The sequence below is a fragment of the Plantactinospora sp. KBS50 genome (assembly GCF_002285795.1).
Taxonomy (GTDB): domain Bacteria; phylum Actinomycetota; class Actinomycetes; order Mycobacteriales; family Micromonosporaceae; genus KBS50.
Genome location: NZ_CP022961.1, coordinates 2862300 through 2878184 on the forward strand (window position 1 = coordinate 2862300; position 15885 = coordinate 2878184).

The window sequence follows — 15885 nt, forward strand, 5'->3', positions numbered from 1 at the left end:
CTCAGACCTCCACCAGCACGGCCCGGTCGCCGAGGGCGAGCCGGGTGGCCTCGGCGATGTCCCGCAGCAGCCCGTCCGGCGTCGCGGCCAGCACGACGACGGCGGTGCCCGGGTCGGCGTACACCGCCTGGAACGAGTGGTGGTTCCACGCGCTGCCCCGGTGCACCTCGACCGGTCGGTCGGCCGCGCCGAGGGTGGCCGGGTCGGGCAGCGGCGCCGGCTGGCCGCCGTAGCGCACGACGTGCAGCCGGCGCAGCCGCGGCCGGTCGGCGAGCCAGCCGGCGACGAACCCGGCCAGGTCCGCGGTCCGGTACGCCGGGCCGCGGCGGCCGAGCAGCCGCTTGTACGCGGTGACGTTGCGGTGTTCGGCCGGGGCGACGCCGTGCCGGACGGCCAGGCAGGCGGCGAACATCCCGGCCCGGTACATCAGCTCCATCAGGCCGGCCAGCCCGGGCCGGGCGGCGCGCAGGTCGAGCGTCGCCGGGACGTCCGGCCCGGCGGGCGGCGCCGGTGTTCCCGGCGTCGCCCGGGTGTCCGGCCCGACCAGCGTGACGTGCGGCCGGAACCGGTCGGACTTGCCGCACAGCACCTGCCGGCCGAGCTGGAGCAGCCACAGCCGCAGACCCTCGGTGGCCCAGGCCGGCGGGGCGATGGTGATGTCCGGACCGGTGACCCCGGCGGCCAGCTCCGCCGCCGCGAGCCCGGTGCCCCGGTGGCCGGCCCGCAACTGCCGGTACGCGTCGCGCAGCCCCGCCGGGTCGGCCAGCGCGGCGGGCGCCAGGAACGCGGTGGACAGCGGCGCGCCGAAGAGCGCCACCTGGTCGTCGGCGCCGCGCGGGGACAGCTGCCGGCCGCACAGCCACCGGGTCGGGGGGAACGCCTCGGCCAGTGCCCGGGTCTCGACGGTGGCTCCCGAGGAGGAGACGGCCAGCCGGCTGGCCGGCGCCCGGGTGTGCGCGAGGGTCCACGGGTCGAGGCTGTCCAGCGCCCGCACCCGGTCGCTGCCGAGGGCGTCCACGGCGAAGCTCCAGCCGCCGGTGCCGAGCACCAGCAGCGGTCCGGGCAGCGCCGCCCCGAGCGGTGCGACGGCGCGCCGCACGGCCGTCCACGGCGGCGGGCAGGCCCAGGCGTACCGGTGCACCCGCCGCCACAGCCCGGCGGCGCCGGCGTGCCCGGCCCGGCCGCCCGCGCTCACCGGGCCACCGCCGGCAACTCGGCGCCGGGCTCCACCGGCCGCACCACGTCACCGTCGAGCCGCAGGTCGATCACGGCCCGCAGCGCCGGCCGGCCGTCGATCCGGCCTGTCGCGCCGATTTCGGCCAGCACCCGCGGCGCGGCCTCCAGCGACAGCACGTGGCTGATCAGCGGGGCCAGTTCCAGGGTGCCGCCGGACTCCGGCACGCAGGCCCGCACGGCGGTCTCGAAGTCGTCCCGGTCGGCGCCGCGGGAGCCGACCAGGGTGCAGGTCCGGCCGCCGGGCAGGTCGAGCGCGACCCGTTCGCCCCGGCTGCGTACCGGGTGTGCGGGGATCTCCCGACCGTAGGGCCGCAGCACCGCGTCGGCGGGGAAGCCGCCGAACAGGTGCACGGTGGCGCCGTCGGCCAGGACCGGCCAGAGCGGGTCCAGGGCGGCGCCGCCGGTGTTGCCCGCCGTGCTCATGATGACCGCGTCGACGCCGCCGTCCAGCCTGGACAGCAGCGTCTCGTCCAGCCGGAGGCAGTCCTCGGGCTCGACGATGCCGCGGTCGATGGCCGCGGAGAGCCGGCCGGCACCGCGGTTGGCCAGCAGCACCCGGTCGGCGTTCCAGCGCCGGGCCAGCAGCACGTGCAGCAGCCCGGAGACCCCGGCGCCGACGACCAGCACGGTACGGCCCTTCCACCGCTCGCCGGCCAGCCGCAGCGACCGGACGGTGCAGGCGAGCGGCTCCAGCAGCACCCAGTCCGCGGAACCGGTGGCCGGCAGCTCGATCAGCTGCCCGCGTTCGGCGAGGTGACCGTCGAACGGCGCGATGTCCCGCCACACCCCGGGCAGGTTGTGGCCGATCTTGTCGTGTTCGTCGTACGGGTGGTTGGGGTTGACCGCGAAGACGGTGCCCACGGCCGGGTCCCGGACGTTCGCGCCGACCTCGACGGCCTCGCCGACGCACTCGTGGCCCAGCACGCCCGGCTCCCATCCCCGGTCGCCGCGCAGGATCTGCACGTCGGTGCCGCAGATGCCGGCGAAGTGGATCCGGGCCAGGAACTGCTCGGCGCCGCAGGCCGGCCGGCTGTCGCGGCGCACCGTGACGCCGGTGACGCCGATGGGCTTGTCCAGCGAGCGGACCTGCGACCCGACGTCCGCCAGCAGGCAGCCGATGCCGGCCAGGCTGTCGTCGCCGTCCAGCGACGGGGTGACCAGGGCGTCCAGGTCGGCCCCGGTCCACCCGGTGAACCAGGCGCCGGAGGGCAGCAGGTCGCCGAGGTTGGCCCGCAGCGCCGCGAACCACGGCTCGCCGACCCCGTGCGCGAACCCGCCCATCACCACCATCCGGCGCAGGCCGAGCTGCGCCGAGAGCTGGAGCAGGTAGAGCGCCAGCGGGCGGGTGAGGGTCCGCAGCAGGTCCAGCACGAACGGGTCGCCGGTTCGGGCCGCGGCGGCGATGTCCCGGGTGCCGACCGGCCCGCCGCCGGCGCGCAGCGCCGCCCGCGCGGCGGCCGGCCCGGAGGCGTGGCTGCACAGGTCGTCGACGTTGCCGCACTCGCACCACGGCAGGTCCAGTTCGGCCAGCCGGCGCCGCGCGGCCGGGTCGCCGGCCGCCGCCGCCGCGCCGAGCCTCCGGTGGTCCCGCCCGGGCGGCCGGACCGGCACGTGCCCGACCTCGCCGCCGAGCCCGTCGGGGTCCTCGACGAGCTTGTACGGCGTGGGCAGCCGGTCGTCGAACACCTTGACCGCGACGCCCGTGCTGATCGTCACCAGGGCGTACCGGCCGAGGCGCCGGTACCGCCAGGCCGCCGCGGCGATGTCGTTGCGGACGGTGATCCGCGCCCACGGCAGCCGCTGGCGGAGCGCGCCGGCCAGGTCGAGGCCGGTGTGCGGGCGGCGCCACATCATGCTCGCGTTGCGCACCGTGCCGGTGGCGTCCACGGTGGCGCCCACCGCCACCCCGACGGCGGTGATGCCGGGGTTCGCCGCCCGGGTGCCGGTGACCGCGGCGGCCACGGCGTCCAGGTGGGTGTCCGGGTCGCCCGGCGTGGCGAACCGGGTGATCCCGGGCCGCAGCCCGCCGTCGGCCCACACCCCGACCCGGGTGGTGGTACCACCCATGTCCACGACGATGAAGGCCATCACGCGCCCCCTTCGGAACGGGTCCGCAGTTCGGCGCAGGCGTCGCGGAGCATGCCCACGTCGAGCTGGTTCAGCGAGTCGATGAAGTCCCCGGTGCCGACCGTCCGCGGCACGACCAGGTGCAGCTTGCCGCCCTTGTGCGGCACCACGTCGTCGCGCAGCTTGCGCCACAGCGCCTCGGGGTCGCAGACCGGATCCCACAGCGGCAGGCCGGCGGCGCCGAGCAGGCCCAGCAGCCGGTCGAGGTCGTGGCGGTCGAGGTGGCCGGTGTCCAGCGCGAGCCGGGACGACAGGCTCATGCCGATCGAGACGGCCTCGCCGTGGCGCAGCCGGAACCCCGACATCGACTCCAGCACGTGCCCGAACTCGTGGCCGAAGTCCGGCAGCCGGCGCAGTTCGTCCTCGAACGGGTTGGCCTCCAACTCGCGCAGCATGGTGGCGATCGAGCCGTCCAGCAGCGCCCGGACCTCCGGGGTGCCGGCGCCGGCCAGCAGGTCCTCGTGCCGGGCCTCGATCAGCGCGAACAGGTCGGCGTCGCAGACCATGGCGATCTTCGCGGCCTCCGCCAGCCCGCAGCGCAGCTCGGCCGGGGCCAGGGTGGCCAGGAAGGTGGCGTCGCAGACGCAGGCCAGCGGCGGATGGTAGGCGCCCATCAGGTTCTTGTGGCCGCCGACGTTCACCCCGACCTTCAGCCCGATCCCGGCGTCGATCATCCCGACCAGGGTGGTCGGCACCCGCAGGTACGGGGTGTCGCCGCGGTAGAGGTAGGCGGCGTAGCCCACGATGTCCAGCACGGTGCCACCGCCGATCACCAGCATCCGGTCGCGGGGACCCAGTCCCAGCCCTTCGGCCGTCTGCAGGATGCGGGCCACCTGCTGCATCGTCTTGGCCCGGTCGGTGGGATCCACCGGCACCACGGTGAACCGGGCCAGGTACCCGTGCCGGCGGTACCGGGCCAGCATCCGGTGCACCCGCGCCAGCTGGTCCGTCCGGTACGGGTCGATGGCCGTGAGCACCTGGCCGCCGGCCGGTAGCAGCGGCGCGAGGTCCCAGTTGTCGTCGTCGAGCAGCCGCTCGGTGAACAGCACCGGGAAGGTGGCCGGCACCCGGATGCGGGTGCGGGCGCCCACCGCCACCCGGGAGACCCGGCTGCGTGGCACCCGGGCCGACGGGACCGGATCGCCCGGCCCGCCCGTCGCCGCCGGCACCGCGGGCAGCGCCGGCAGGCCGGTCAGCGTGGTGTACAGCAGGGTGCGGTCGATGCTGACCGGCTCGCCGTCGTCGTTGGGCAGCGGCACGGTCAGCACCGGGCCGTCGCCGAGCGCCGGGTTGGCCGCCCAGCGCCGAGCCACCTGCTCGTCGGGTGCGGCCGAGACGTCCACGCCGAGCCGGTGGGTGAGCGCGGTCGCCGCGCGCAGCCGGTCGGTGGGCAGGATGCCGATCCGGTGGGCGATCCGGGCGGCCAGCATCAGTGACCAGAGCGGACGGTGCTCGGCCGGTACGCAGGCCGGCGCCAGCGGCGACCAGACGGCGCCGAGCTGCCACATCGGCTCGCCCGGACCGAACCGCTGGCACATCCGCAGCACCAGCGCGAGGGCCTCGGCCCGGCCGTGCGGGGTCGTGCCGGTCACCAGGTGGTCCAGCGCGGTCAGGTCGAGCAGGCCGAGCAGCAGCACCGCGGCCTGCTCGGCCGGATCGTACGGCCGGTCGGTGACCACGCCGTCCTCGTCCACCAGCACGTGCGTGGAGCGTTGCAGCGCGCTGATCGCGGTGTCGTGCAGTCCGACCCGCACGCCGTCCCGGATCGAACCGACGGTCGAGGCGAGGTCCCGGTGGATCCGCAGCGCCGGGGTCCAGCGCCGGTAGGAGGAGGCAGCGACGGTGACCACCTGGCCGGTGTGCGCACTGCCGAAGGCCAGGAAGGCGTCCCGGCGGCCGAGCCGGGCCCGGGCCGCGGCCTCCACCACGCCGTCGCAGGCCTCGATGCCGTCGGGCGTGGGGGAGTCCGTGGGGTCCAGCAGCAGGTAGTCGTCGAGCCGACCGGTACGCCGGGCGGCGTGCAGGTACTCGGTGAGCAGGTCGGCGCGGTCGGCGGCGACCTCGTCCCGGACCACCAGCAGCCGGCGGGCCTGCCGCCAGGCGTCGGCGAGGGTGTCGTTCGCCGGGTCGAACAGGTTCGGCGTGATGTCCAGCCGGAACGAGGCGGTGACATCCGCCCGGAGCACCAGGTGGTTCCGGTCCGCCGGCGCGAGCGGCTGGTGCTGCGCCAGTTGCGTCTGGGTCATGCGGGCAACCTCCGTGGGAAGCCGTACGCGTCGCGGCGGCGGCCGGGACGTCAGCGCCGTCCGCCGGCGCTGTCCAGCAGCGCGATCAGGTCGTGGCGCGGCCGGCAGTTCTCCAGCCGGAACGAGCGCATCAGTTCGTCGATACCGTCGGCGTCCAGCCCGCGGAACAGCTCACCGAACTCGGCCGCCAGGGCCTCGGAGAACAGCGTGTGCGGGATGAGCCGGTTGATGCGGAAGTCCGCGCCCCACGGGAACGGGCAGTAGTCCGGGAACTCGCGGGCGAAGACCTCCCGGACCGGGGCGAGCACGTCGGCGATGTTGGCCAGGTCGCCGCCCCACAGGTCGACCGCGAGCCGGGCCTTCTTCTCCACCATCGGCGCGATGCGGCGCAGCCACGGGCTGTCCGGGTCGACCGACAGCAGGGCGGCCAGGCCGATGTCCTTGTAGCCCCAGTAGATCCAGCCGGCCTGGTGCTTGTCGTAGATGTCGAGCTGGTCGGAGAGCAGGTTGCGCCGCATCACCTTCAGCTCGTCGTCGCCGTTGAAGACGGCGTTGAACTCGCCGACCACGATGGGCGTGCCGGTCTGGCGCATGTACTCGGTGCGCTCCAGGAAGCCCTCCTCGACGGCCGCCTTGTCCCAGTAGTCCGGCGACTCCTTGACGGGGGCGTCGCTGCCCTCCTCGGGGCGGTGACGTGCATCAGCTGGAACGTGCCCGGGTAGCGGGCGCCCGGCATGAAGCCCGGCGGCGGGTAGTCGTGCGGTGCGTACACCACGTTCGGGGTCGGCTCACCGAAGAAGTGGAAGTCCATCGCGTACCGGTTGCCGTCCAGGAAGATGATGTGGTCCGGGTCGACCTCACGGATCGCCTCGACCAGCCGGCGGTAGTACGGCCCGACCCGCTCGGCGGTCGGGTCGGCGGGCTCGTTCAGCGGGTTGTAGCCCAGCACGTACGGCTCGTCCCGGTAGTGCTCGGCCAGCGCCCGCCACAGGTTCACCACCCGATCCTGGAAGTGAGGGTGCCGCCAGAAGTGCGCCACGTGGGTCGGGTTGTCCGAGTGCCAGTCCTGGTTCTGGTAGCCGGGCACGGCGTGCAGGTCGAGCATCGTGTAGATGCCGTGCCGGGCGCACTGCTCGATTAGGCGGTCGAGGTGCCGGAAGCCCTCCGGCTTGATCTGGAACGGCGCGTCGTCGGACTCGAAGAACTTGTAGTGGAACGGCAGCCGTACGACGTTGATGCCGATCGAGGCGAGGAACTCGGCGTCGGCCGCGGTGAAGAAGTGCTCGATGAACCGGTCGTAGAAGACGCGGGTGAGGTCCGGGCCGAGTACGTGCCGGACCGAGGTCTCCTGCCCCTCCTCGTGGCCGGGAAAGCCGGTGATCCAGTTCTCCATGAGCAGCCAGCCGGCCAGCCCGATTCCGCGGATCAGCAGCGGCGTGCCGTTTCCGTCGACGATCTGGGTACCACTCACCCGCAGAAACCGCGTGCGGTCGACAGGCATGGCAAACACCTCCAGCGTTTCGGTGTGATTGCGGGCCGATGGCCCCTCGGACCGAACGCTAGGGATGTCGGGGCGGTTCGGAAAAGGGTGGCAGGCCCGGTTGTATACCAAGGTCGTAGGTCGCTACGACCATTCGCGAACGGGAAAATCGCTTACCGGGCGAGCCGCGCGCCGCACGACGTCCGAACAATCGGCAGCGTTACCCGGAGGATTGGAGGCCGCCATGAGTACGTTCGCTCCCGTCGCGTCGCGGTTGCCCTGGACCCGATCGGTGGCGCTGAGCTGGCGCGAGGCGCGGCCGGTGGTGCAGCGCATGTTCCAGTTGCGGTTTCTCACCGCGGCGCTGCTGGCCCTGCCCGCGGCCCGCGCCGGGCTGGACTATGGGCGGATCGCGGTCGCCGCGGCGGCCTGGCTGTGTACGACGTGGTACGTCTATCTGCTCAACGGACTCAGCGACCGGGTGGAGGACAGCGGCAACGGCTCGACCCGGCCGCTGGCCGGCGGCGAGCTGGCCGAGGCCGCCGCCCGCACGATGCTGGCCTGGCTGGCGGCCGCGGCGCTGCTGCTGGCGATCCTGGTCGGACCGCTGCTGGTGGTGCTGGTGCTGGCCATGCTCGCCCTGGGCACGCTGTACTCGGCCGGCCCCCGGCCGCAGAAGGCGCACACCGGTGGCGCGATGGCGGTGATCGCGGCCGGCGGCGTGGTCACCTACCTGGCCGGGTGGTACGCCGGTGGCGGCGGGGGGCCGACCCCCACGCTGCTGGTGGTGGGCGGCGCCATGTCCGCCTGGATGGCGCTGGTCGGGATGACCAAGGATCTGCCGGACGTGGCGGGCGACCGGGCGGCGGGACGGCGTACCCTGCCGGTGGTCCTCGGGGCGCGGCGCGCCCGGCTGGTGCTCGCGGTGCTCACCCTCGCGGTGGGCGCGGGGGCCGGGATCGCGGCCTGGACCCTGGGCGTCACGCCGGTGGTCGGAGTCGGGCTTCCGGTGGGTGCCGGAATCGTGGCGCTGGGCCTGTTGCGGTCGGATCCGGGGCTGCCGTACCGACGGTTCATGATTGTCCAGTATGCAGTGCATTTGTCGACGATCATCGACATCTTGCAACCACAGCACTGATTGACGACGATGCGGATCGTGCCGGTACTATCGCAATGCGTGCGCAGTCGGTGCCATGCCTGACTGAAAGGCGTTCGGTTGCCGGATATCGCGAGGGAAATGCCGGACCGCGATTTGATCCGCCGGATTCTCCAGACGTATCGCGGCAGGCTGGTGGCCGAGGATTACGCGCTGTCGCGCGATCCGGAGAGTCTTGACGACGTGATGCGCCAGGTCGAATTCGTCCTTGAGGAAGTCCTGCTGCCAGCGGAAACGTTGCCGGACGCGGACTCCCGGCTGTACTCGGTGCGGCTGGGCGCCAGCCGGGCGCGCAGCGGCATCCACCCGACCCAGTCGCTGCGGGCCGCGGCGCTGCTGTTCGAGGTGGCGTTGCCGATGATCCTGCTCGCCCGGCCGGACGGCGGCGCGCGGACCGCGCTGGGCGTCAGCCTCACCCTGCACAACGCCGTGATGGACCGGGTGGTGCTCGCCTCACTGTCCTACGTGGAGTACCTGCTGGAGCGGCTGCACGCCTCCCGCCAGGAGGAGCGGCGGCGCATCGCCCGCGAGCTGCACGACCGGATCGGGCACGGGATGGGCCTGGCGTTGCAGCACCTGGACCTGCACCGGCACTACCGCACGGCCAACCCGCCGGCCGCCGAGGCGAAGCTGACCAGCGCGATGAGTTCGCTTGTCGAGTCGATCCAGACGGTCCAGGACATCTCCGACGAGCTGCGCCGGTCGGTCGGTGACCCGGAGCGGGCACTGCGCACGTACCTGCGCACCAACGTGCCGCCGGAGATCTCGACGGTGCTGGACGTGCAGGGCGACATGAAGGCGCTGCCGCCCAACGTCGGCGAGGAGCTGTACCTGATCCTGCGCGAGGCGACCCGCAACGCGCTGCGGCATGCCCGGCCCGGCTGGATCCGGATCTCCATCGTGGTCACCGACACGCTGGCCAGCGCCTCGGTGACGGACGACGGGCGGGGCTTCGAGCCCAACGCCTCGGCCACCGCCCCCGGCGGCGGCCTGCCGTCCATGCGGGAGCGGACCGAGCTGTTGCGCGGTCGGCTGTCGGTGCGCAGTTCACCCGGGCGGGGAACCACGATCACCCTCCGGGTCCCGCTGGGCGAGGCGAGCCTGTGACCCTCGTCGACCCCGCCGGCACCGTGCGCATCGTGCTCGCTGACGACCACACGCTGTTCCGGGCCGGCATCCGGGAGATGCTGCTCACCGTCGAGGGGTTCGACGTGGTCGGCGAGGCGTCCACGGGCGACGGTGCGGTGCTGCACGCCGTCCGGTACTCCCCGGACGTGCTGCTACTGGACGTGGAGATGCCCGGGCTCGCCGCCGACGAGGTGATCCGGCAGGTGCGCCGGCGCTGCCCGCAGACCCGGATCGTGGTGTTGACCATGCACCACGACCCGGCGGTCATGCACCAACTGCTCGACTGCGGCGCGGCCGCGTTCCTGTCCAAGACCAGCCTGCGGATCGAGCTGGTGGCCGCCGTACGCGCGGTGGCCGCCGACGCCGAGGCGGTGCTGCTGGCCGTGCCCCGCGCGTCGGTGCGCCGCCCGGAGCCCTTGGCCGGCACGGCGCGGCGCACCCCGCTGACCGATCGGGAGACCGACGTTCTCCGGCTGATCGCCCAGGCGTTCAGCAACGGACAGATCGCCACCCGGCTGCACATCAGCGAGGCGACCGTGAAGCGGCACCTCACCAACATCTACGCGAAACTGGGCGCCGTGTCGCGGGTGGACGCCATCCGCAAGGCGCAGACCGCCCGGCTCATCGACCCGGCCGAGGGCGCCGGGCCGTAGCACCCGGCGCTCAGCCGTCCCCGGCGAGCAGGTCGGCGGCCAGGGCGCGGTGCGTGACCAGGCCGCTGAGCAGGCCGCTGCGCAGCGCCGCCCGCACGGCGGGTGCCTTCGGTACGCCGTACCCGATGCCGACGACGTCCCGGACGTGACCCAGTTCGGCGGCGGAGATCGCGATCATGCGGTCGGTGAGGTTGGCCCGCAGCGGGGTGCCGTCCGCGTCGATGATGACCCCGGAGATCTCGGCCCGGCCGCCGAGCCGGGCCACCAGCCGGCGGTCGCGGTCGCTGGCCGCGTCGAAGATGGTCGACTGCCCCGGCGCCCAGAGCCCGATCCCGACGACCGCCGTGGTGATCGCCCCGAACCGGGCGAACGCGCGGGCGATCTCGGGCTGCTTGCGCATCGCCCGGGCGGTGGCCGCGGTGGGCACCACCAGCGGGGCGTGGAAGTAGTGGGCCGGGCCGCCGGAGACCCGGGCCGCCTGCCGGACCAGGTCCACCGAGCTGTCGTCCAGGTCCGGCTCGGCCAGCGATCCGGTGAGCTGGACGACCGGCACGGTGGGCAGCGAGCGCAGCCGGGCGGTCATCGCGCCCACGGCGCGCGACCAGGCCAGCCCGAGGACGTCGTCCGGCGTGACGATCTCGCTGAGCAGGTCCGCGGCGGCCCGGCCGAGCTGTCCCCGGGGGTCGGCGTCGTCGCCGGTGTCCACGACCACGCAGTGCCGCAGCCCGAACCGCCGCTGCATCCGGGCGGACAGCTCGACGTCGATGGCGCCGGGGTAGCCGACCTCGATCCGGACGATGCCGCTGGCCCGCGCGCTGGCGATGAGGCGGGCCACCTTGAAGCGGCTGAGCTGGAACTCCTCGGCGATCTCCACCTTGGACCGGCCGTCCAGGAAGTAGCGCCGGGCCACCGCGGCGGTGAGGACCAGCTCCGCCGGACCGCCGGCGAACGGCGTGGACATCGACCGTGCTCCCTCCGACCGCTCATATGAGCGGTCCACCGCCCATTGTGGCACGCGCCGTTGACGGCCCCGACGCCCGGCCCGCAGACTACGGATGAGCAACAGGCCGCTCATCTGTGCAGGGCCGGCGGGGCCGCCGGCCGCTCCGGGAGGCAGCGATGGCTCGACGGCACTTCGTCCGGATCGTCCCGCTCGCCGTGCTCACCTCGCTGGTGCTGACCGGCTGCGCCGGTTGGGGTGGCGGGGTCAGCGGCGGCAGTAGCAGCAGCATCAACGTGCTGATGGTGAACAACCCGCAGATGGTGGACCTGCAACGGCTGACCGCCGACAACTTCACCCGGGAGACCGGCATCCAGGTCAACTTCACGGTGCTGCCGGAGAACGACGTCCGCGACAAGATCAGCCAGGAGTTCTCCAGCCAGGCCGGGCAGTACGACGTCGCCTCGCTGTCGAACTTCGAGATCCCGATCTACGCGCGCAGCGGCTGGATCGCGCCGCTGGACGGGTACCTCGCGGCCGACCCGGGCTTCGACCAGGACGACGTGCTCGGGCCGATGACCCAGTCGCTGACCGCCGACGACGGCAGGATCTACGGCGAGCCGTTCTACGGCGAGTCCTCGTTCCTGATGTACCGCAAGGACGTGCTCGCGGCCAAGGGGATCACCATGCCGGAGAACCCCACCTGGCAGCAGGTGGCGGACATCGCCGCGGCCATCGACAACGCCCAACCCGGGATGCGGGCCATCTGCCTGCGCGGGCAGCCGGGCTGGGGCCAACTGTTCGCGCCGCTGACCACGGTGGTCAACACCTTCGGCGGCACCTGGTTCGACCAGGACTGGACGCCCCGGGTGAACGCCCCCGAGTTCCGCGCCGCCACCCGGTTCTACGTGGACCTGGTCCGCGCGCACGGCGAGGCCGGCGCCGCCCAGGCCGGCTTCACCGAGTGCCTCAACAACACCGTCCAGGGCAACACCGCCATGTGGTACGACGCCACCTCCGCGGCCGGCTCGCTGGAGGCCGCCGACTCGCCGGTCAGGGGCCTGATGGGGTACGCGCCGGCGCCCGTGCAACGCACCCGCAGCTCCGGCTGGCTGTACGCCTGGGCGTGGGGCATCCAGCAGGCCAGCCAGAAGAAGGACAACGCCTGGAAGTTCATCTCCTGGGCCTCCGGCCGGCAGTACGAGGAACTGGTCGGCACCCGGCTCGGCTGGTCCCGGGTGCCGGCCGGCAAGCGGGCCTCCACGTACCAGAACCCGCGCTACCTGGCCGAGGCGGGCGCGTTCGCCGAGCCCACCCGGCGGGCCATCGAGAGCGCCGACCCGCGGAACCCGGGGGTGCAGCCCCGGCCCGCGATCGGCATCCAGTTCGTCGACATCCCGGAGTTCACCGACCTGGCCACCCAGGTCTCGCTGGACGTCAGTTCCGCGATCGCCGGCCGGCAGAGCGTGCCGGCCGCCCTCGACAAGGGACAGCGGCTGGCCGAGGACGTCGCCGAGCGGTACCAGTCCCGGGCGAACAAGTAGCGGACCGGCCAACGGAGGGCTTAACACCATGAGTGTCGTCGTCGAGGAGGCCAGCGACCGGCGCCAGCGTCCGGCATCCGCCGCCCGCTCCGGCGGGCCGCGGGCCGCGGCGCAGTGGGTACGCCGGGCGCCCATGCTGCCCGCCCTCGTCTTCCTGATCGTCGTGACGCAGCTGCCGTTCCTGGCCACGCTGGTGATCTCGTTCACCGACTGGAACGCGTACTACCCGCAGGAGCGCCGCTTCGCCGGCCTGGACAACTTCCGCCGGGTGTTCACCGACGTCAACATGCGCAACGCGGTGCTCACCACGATCGTGCTGACCGTCGCGGTGGTGCTGGTCAGCCTCGTCCTCGGCCTGCTGATCGCGCTGCTGCTGGACCGCCGGTTCCGCGGCCGTGCCGCGGTGCGCACGATGCTGATCGCGCCGTTCCTGGTGGTGCCGGTGGCGGCCGCACTGCTGTGGAAACACGCGCTCTACAACCCCGGGTACGGCCTGTTCAACGGCGCGCTGACCGCGCTGTGGCGGCTGTTCGGCGCGGACCGCCCGCCACAGCCGGACTGGATCTCCAGCATGCCGCTGCCGGCGGTGATCGCCGCGCTGGTCTGGCAGTGGACCCCGTTCATGATGCTGATCCTGCTGGCCGGTCTGCAGAGCCGGCCGCTGGACGTGGTCGAGGCGGCCCGGATGGACGGGGCGACCGGCTGGGAGATCTTCCGGCACATCACCTTCCCGCACCTGCGCCAGTACCTCGAACTGGGCGGCCTGCTCGGCTCGATCTACGTGGTGCAGAACTTCGACGCCGTCTTCACGATCACCTCCGGCGGGCTGGGCACGGCCAACCTGCCCTACACGATCTACCAGATCTTCTACACCGCCCACGACTACGGGCGGGCCTCGGCCGCCGCGGTCGTGGTCGTGATCGGCACGATCGTCATCGCCACCTTCGCGCTGCGGACCGTGTCCACGCTGTTCCGGGAGGAGAGCGCCCGATGAGTTCGATCACCGACATCGCGCCCGTGCCGGCGACCCGGACCCGCTCCGGAGCCCCACGCAGGCGCCGCCGCGAGCGCGGTGGCCTGCTGCTGAGCATCGTCGCCTGGCTGGTCGGCATCCTGTTCGTGCTGCCGGTGCTGTGGATGCTGCTGACCTCGCTGCACAGCGAGCCGGCGGCGGCCACCAACCCGCCGTCGCTGGCCGCCCCGCTCACCCTGCAGGGCTACCGGGACTTCTTCGGCGTCTCCAGCGGGGCGAGCCCGTGGCCGTCGCTGGCCAACTCGCTGACCGCGAGCCTCCTGTCGACCGGGCTGGTGCTGCTGCTGGCCCTGCCCGCCGCGTACGCGCTGTCGATCCGCCCGGTGCGCCGCTGGACCGACGTGCTGTTCTTCTTCCTGTCCACCAAGATGCTGCCGGTGGTGGCCGGCCTGCTGCCGGTCTACCTGTTCGCCCAGCAGGTCGGTCTGCTGGACAACATCTGGCTGCTGATCGTCTTCTACACCTCGATGAACCTGCCGATCGCGGTGTGGATGCTGCGCTCCTTCCTGGCCGAGGTGCCGGTGGAGATGCTGGAGGCCGCGGCGATGGACGGCGCCGGGCTGACCCGTACGCTGCGCGCCGTGGTGGCGCCGGTCGTCATGCCCGGCATCGCGGCGACCTCGCTGATCTGCTTCATCTTCAGCTGGAACGAACTGCTGTTCGCCCGGGTGCTGACCGGCACCGTGGCGCAGACCGCGCCGGTGTACCTGACCGGCTTCGTCACCAGCCAGGGCCTCTTCCTGGCCAAGGTGTGCGCCGCGGCGGTGGTGGTGTCGCTGCCGGTCCTGGTGGCCGGGTTCGCCGCCCAGGACCGGCTGGTCCAGGGCCTGTCGCTGGGCGCGGTGAAGTGACCCCGCTGCGCGCCGGCACGCTCGGCGGGTTACGGTCCGCGCTGCCCGTGCCCGGGTACGACCGCGACCGGCTGCGGACCGGGATCGTGCACCTGGGCGTGGGCGGCTTCCACCGCGCGCACCAGGCGATGTACCTGGACCGGCTGATGGCGCGGGGCCGCGCCCTGGACTGGGCGATCTGCGGGGTGGGGGTGCTGCCCGGCGACCGCCGGATGCGGGACGCGCTGGTCGCCCAGGACGGGCTGTACACGCTGGTGACCAAGGCGCCGGACGGCACCCTGGCGGCCCGGGTGATCGGCTCCATCCGGGAGTACCTGCTCGCCCCGGACGACCCGGAGGCGGTGCTGGCGAGGCTGGCCGACCCCCGGACCCGGATCGTCTCGCTCACCGTCACCGAGGGCGGCTACAACTTCTCGCCGGTCACCGGCGAGTTCGACGCCGGCCAACCGGACGTGGCCGCCGACCTGCCGGCCGACGCCCCACCGCGTACCGTGTTCGGGCTGGTCACCACGGCGCTCGCGCGGCGCCGGGAGCGCGGGCTGGCCCCGTTCACCGTGATGTCCTGCGACAACATCCAGGGCAACGGCGACGCCGCGCGGCGCAGCTTCGTGGCCTTCGCCCGGCTGCGCGACCCGGACCTGGGCGACTGGACGGCCGAGCGCGTCAGCTTCCCCAACAGCATGGTCGACCGGATCACACCGGGCACCACCGAGGAGGACATCGCCGAGGTGCGGCGCCGCTTCGGGGTGGCCGACCGGTGGCCCGTGGTGTGCGAGCCGTTCACCCAGTGGGTGCTGGAGGACGACTTCCCGGCCGGCCGGCCACCGCTGGAGGAGGCCGGCGTGCAACTGGTGGCCGACGTCGAGCCGTACGAGCTGATGAAGCTGCGCCTGCTCAACGCCAGCCACCAGGCGCTGTGCTACTTCGCCCACCTGGCCGGCTACCGGCTGGTGCACGAGGCCGCACAGGACCCGCTGTTCGCCGACTTCCTGCGCTCGTACATGGAGCGGGAGGCGACCCCCACGCTGGCGCCGGTGCCCGGGGTGGACCTGGCGGAGTACCGGCGCAGCCTGCTCGACCGGTTCTCCAACGCCGGGGTGCGCGACACCGTGGCCCGGCTCTGCGCCGAGAGTTCCGACCGGATCCCGAAGTGGCTGCTGCCGGTGGTGCGGCACAACCTGACGCACGGCGGCGAGGTCCACCGCGCGGCGGCCGTGGTGGCGAGCTGGGCCCGGTACGCCGAGGGCGTCGACGAGCAGGGCCGGCCGATCGAGGTGGTGGACCGGCTGCGGGACCGGCTGACCACGGCGGCCCGCCGCCAGCGCACCGAACCGTTGGCCTTCCTGGCCGACCCGGAGCTGTTCGGCGACCTGATCACGCACGAGCGCTTCGTCGCGGCCTACCGCGAGACCCTGGCCTCGCTGCACGGCCGCGGCGCCCGCGCCACGCTGCGGGACCTGGTCGACCGGGACTGACCCGGATCCGGCCCGG

The 15885-nt window shown here is 73.4% G+C and carries 13 protein-coding genes; 7 read left to right on the plus strand and 6 right to left on the minus strand.

Annotated elements, in window-relative coordinates:
- Position 1: 1 nt before the first annotated feature.
- From CIK06_RS12680 to CIK06_RS12700, 5 genes are read right to left on the minus strand one after another with little or no spacing between them, the layout of a single operon-like run.
- Positions 2-1195 carry a hypothetical protein gene (locus CIK06_RS12680; protein ID WP_095565003.1) on the minus strand — a complete coding sequence of 398 codons (1194 nt, stop codon included), beginning with the start codon at positions 1193-1195 and terminating at the stop codon, positions 2-4.
- Positions 1192-3303, minus strand: a complete 2112-nt coding sequence (locus CIK06_RS12685; protein WP_198348226.1) for an ROK family protein — start codon at positions 3301-3303, stop codon at positions 1192-1194. The genes CIK06_RS12680 and CIK06_RS12685 overlap by 4 nt, the downstream gene beginning before the upstream one ends.
- A gap of 20 nt (positions 3304-3323) precedes the next feature.
- The gene (locus CIK06_RS12690) at positions 3324-5609 is read right to left on the minus strand and encodes a hypothetical protein (RefSeq protein ID WP_095565005.1); all 2286 of its coding nucleotides are present in this window, start codon (positions 5607-5609) and stop codon (positions 3324-3326) included.
- Between the two features lie 50 nt (positions 5610-5659).
- Positions 5660-6202, minus strand: a complete 543-nt coding sequence (locus CIK06_RS12695; protein WP_095565006.1) for a hypothetical protein — start codon at positions 6200-6202, stop codon at positions 5660-5662.
- Positions 6133-7080 carry a glycoside hydrolase family 5 protein gene (locus CIK06_RS12700; protein WP_157756732.1) on the minus strand — a complete coding sequence of 316 codons (948 nt, stop codon included), beginning with the start codon at positions 7078-7080 and terminating at the stop codon, positions 6133-6135. The genes CIK06_RS12695 and CIK06_RS12700 overlap by 70 nt, the downstream gene beginning before the upstream one ends.
- Positions 7081-7333: 253 nt before the next feature.
- Here CIK06_RS12700 and CIK06_RS12705 point away from each other — a divergent pair, with 253 nt between their 5' ends.
- The 3 genes from CIK06_RS12705 (at position 7334) to CIK06_RS12715 (ending at position 10026) form a co-directional block, all read left to right on the plus strand.
- Positions 7334-8227 (plus strand): UbiA family prenyltransferase, encoded by an 894-nt coding sequence (locus CIK06_RS12705; protein WP_095565008.1) that lies wholly within the window; start codon positions 7334-7336, stop codon positions 8225-8227.
- 99 nt (positions 8228-8326) lie between these two features.
- On the plus strand, positions 8327-9352 hold the full coding sequence (locus tag CIK06_RS12710; RefSeq protein WP_095565009.1) for a sensor histidine kinase: 1026 nt from the start codon (positions 8327-8329) through the stop codon (positions 9350-9352).
- Entirely contained in the window at positions 9349-10026 is a 678-nt protein-coding gene (locus CIK06_RS12715; protein WP_232534181.1) for a response regulator transcription factor, read from the plus strand. The genes CIK06_RS12710 and CIK06_RS12715 overlap by 4 nt, the downstream gene beginning before the upstream one ends.
- A 10-nt stretch (positions 10027-10036) precedes the next feature.
- Here the strand turns inward: CIK06_RS12715 and CIK06_RS12720 are convergent, their stop codons facing one another.
- Positions 10037-10987, minus strand: a complete 951-nt coding sequence (locus CIK06_RS12720) for a sugar-binding transcriptional regulator (protein ID WP_198348227.1) — start codon at positions 10985-10987, stop codon at positions 10037-10039.
- A gap of 158 nt (positions 10988-11145) precedes the next feature.
- On the opposite strand from CIK06_RS12720, the gene CIK06_RS12725 reads away from it, so the two are divergent.
- From CIK06_RS12725 to CIK06_RS12740, 4 genes are read left to right on the plus strand one after another with little or no spacing between them, the layout of a single operon-like run.
- Positions 11146-12510: a sugar ABC transporter substrate-binding protein gene (locus tag CIK06_RS12725; RefSeq protein WP_095565010.1), complete on the plus strand. Its 1365-nt coding sequence runs from the start codon at positions 11146-11148 to the stop codon at positions 12508-12510.
- Between the two features lie 28 nt (positions 12511-12538).
- Complete coding sequence (locus CIK06_RS12730) at positions 12539-13504, plus strand: carbohydrate ABC transporter permease (protein WP_095565011.1); 966 nt, start codon at positions 12539-12541, stop codon at positions 13502-13504.
- Positions 13501-14394 (plus strand): carbohydrate ABC transporter permease, encoded by an 894-nt coding sequence (locus CIK06_RS12735; protein WP_095565012.1) that lies wholly within the window; start codon positions 13501-13503, stop codon positions 14392-14394. The genes CIK06_RS12730 and CIK06_RS12735 overlap by 4 nt, the downstream gene beginning before the upstream one ends.
- Positions 14391-15869 carry a mannitol dehydrogenase family protein gene (locus tag CIK06_RS12740; RefSeq protein WP_095565013.1) on the plus strand — a complete coding sequence of 493 codons (1479 nt, stop codon included), beginning with the start codon at positions 14391-14393 and terminating at the stop codon, positions 15867-15869. The genes CIK06_RS12735 and CIK06_RS12740 overlap by 4 nt, the downstream gene beginning before the upstream one ends.
- Positions 15870-15885: the final 16 nt, after the last annotated feature.

What these genes read in the sequence shown, in the direction of transcription:
- CIK06_RS12685 (WP_198348226.1), bottom strand. Translation starts at nt 3,303, where the DNA reads ATGGGTGGTACCACCACCCGGGTCGGGGTGTGGGCCGACGGCGGGCTG.
- CIK06_RS12690 (WP_095565005.1), bottom strand. Translation starts at nt 5,609, where the DNA reads ATGACCCAGACGCAACTGGCGCAGCACCAGCCGCTCGCGCCGGCGGAC.
- CIK06_RS12695 (WP_095565006.1), bottom strand. Translation starts at nt 6,202, where the DNA reads ATGCGCCAGACCGGCACGCCCATCGTGGTCGGCGAGTTCAACGCCGTC.
- CIK06_RS12705 (WP_095565008.1), top strand. Translation starts at nt 7,334, where the DNA reads ATGAGTACGTTCGCTCCCGTCGCGTCGCGGTTGCCCTGGACCCGATCG.
- CIK06_RS12710 (WP_095565009.1), top strand. Translation starts at nt 8,327, where the DNA reads ATGCCGGACCGCGATTTGATCCGCCGGATTCTCCAGACGTATCGCGGC.
- CIK06_RS12720 (WP_198348227.1), bottom strand. Translation starts at nt 10,987, where the DNA reads ATGTCCACGCCGTTCGCCGGCGGTCCGGCGGAGCTGGTCCTCACCGCC.
- CIK06_RS12725 (WP_095565010.1), top strand. Translation starts at nt 11,146, where the DNA reads ATGGCTCGACGGCACTTCGTCCGGATCGTCCCGCTCGCCGTGCTCACC.
- CIK06_RS12730 (WP_095565011.1), top strand. Translation starts at nt 12,539, where the DNA reads ATGAGTGTCGTCGTCGAGGAGGCCAGCGACCGGCGCCAGCGTCCGGCA.
- CIK06_RS12735 (WP_095565012.1), top strand. Translation starts at nt 13,501, where the DNA reads ATGAGTTCGATCACCGACATCGCGCCCGTGCCGGCGACCCGGACCCGC.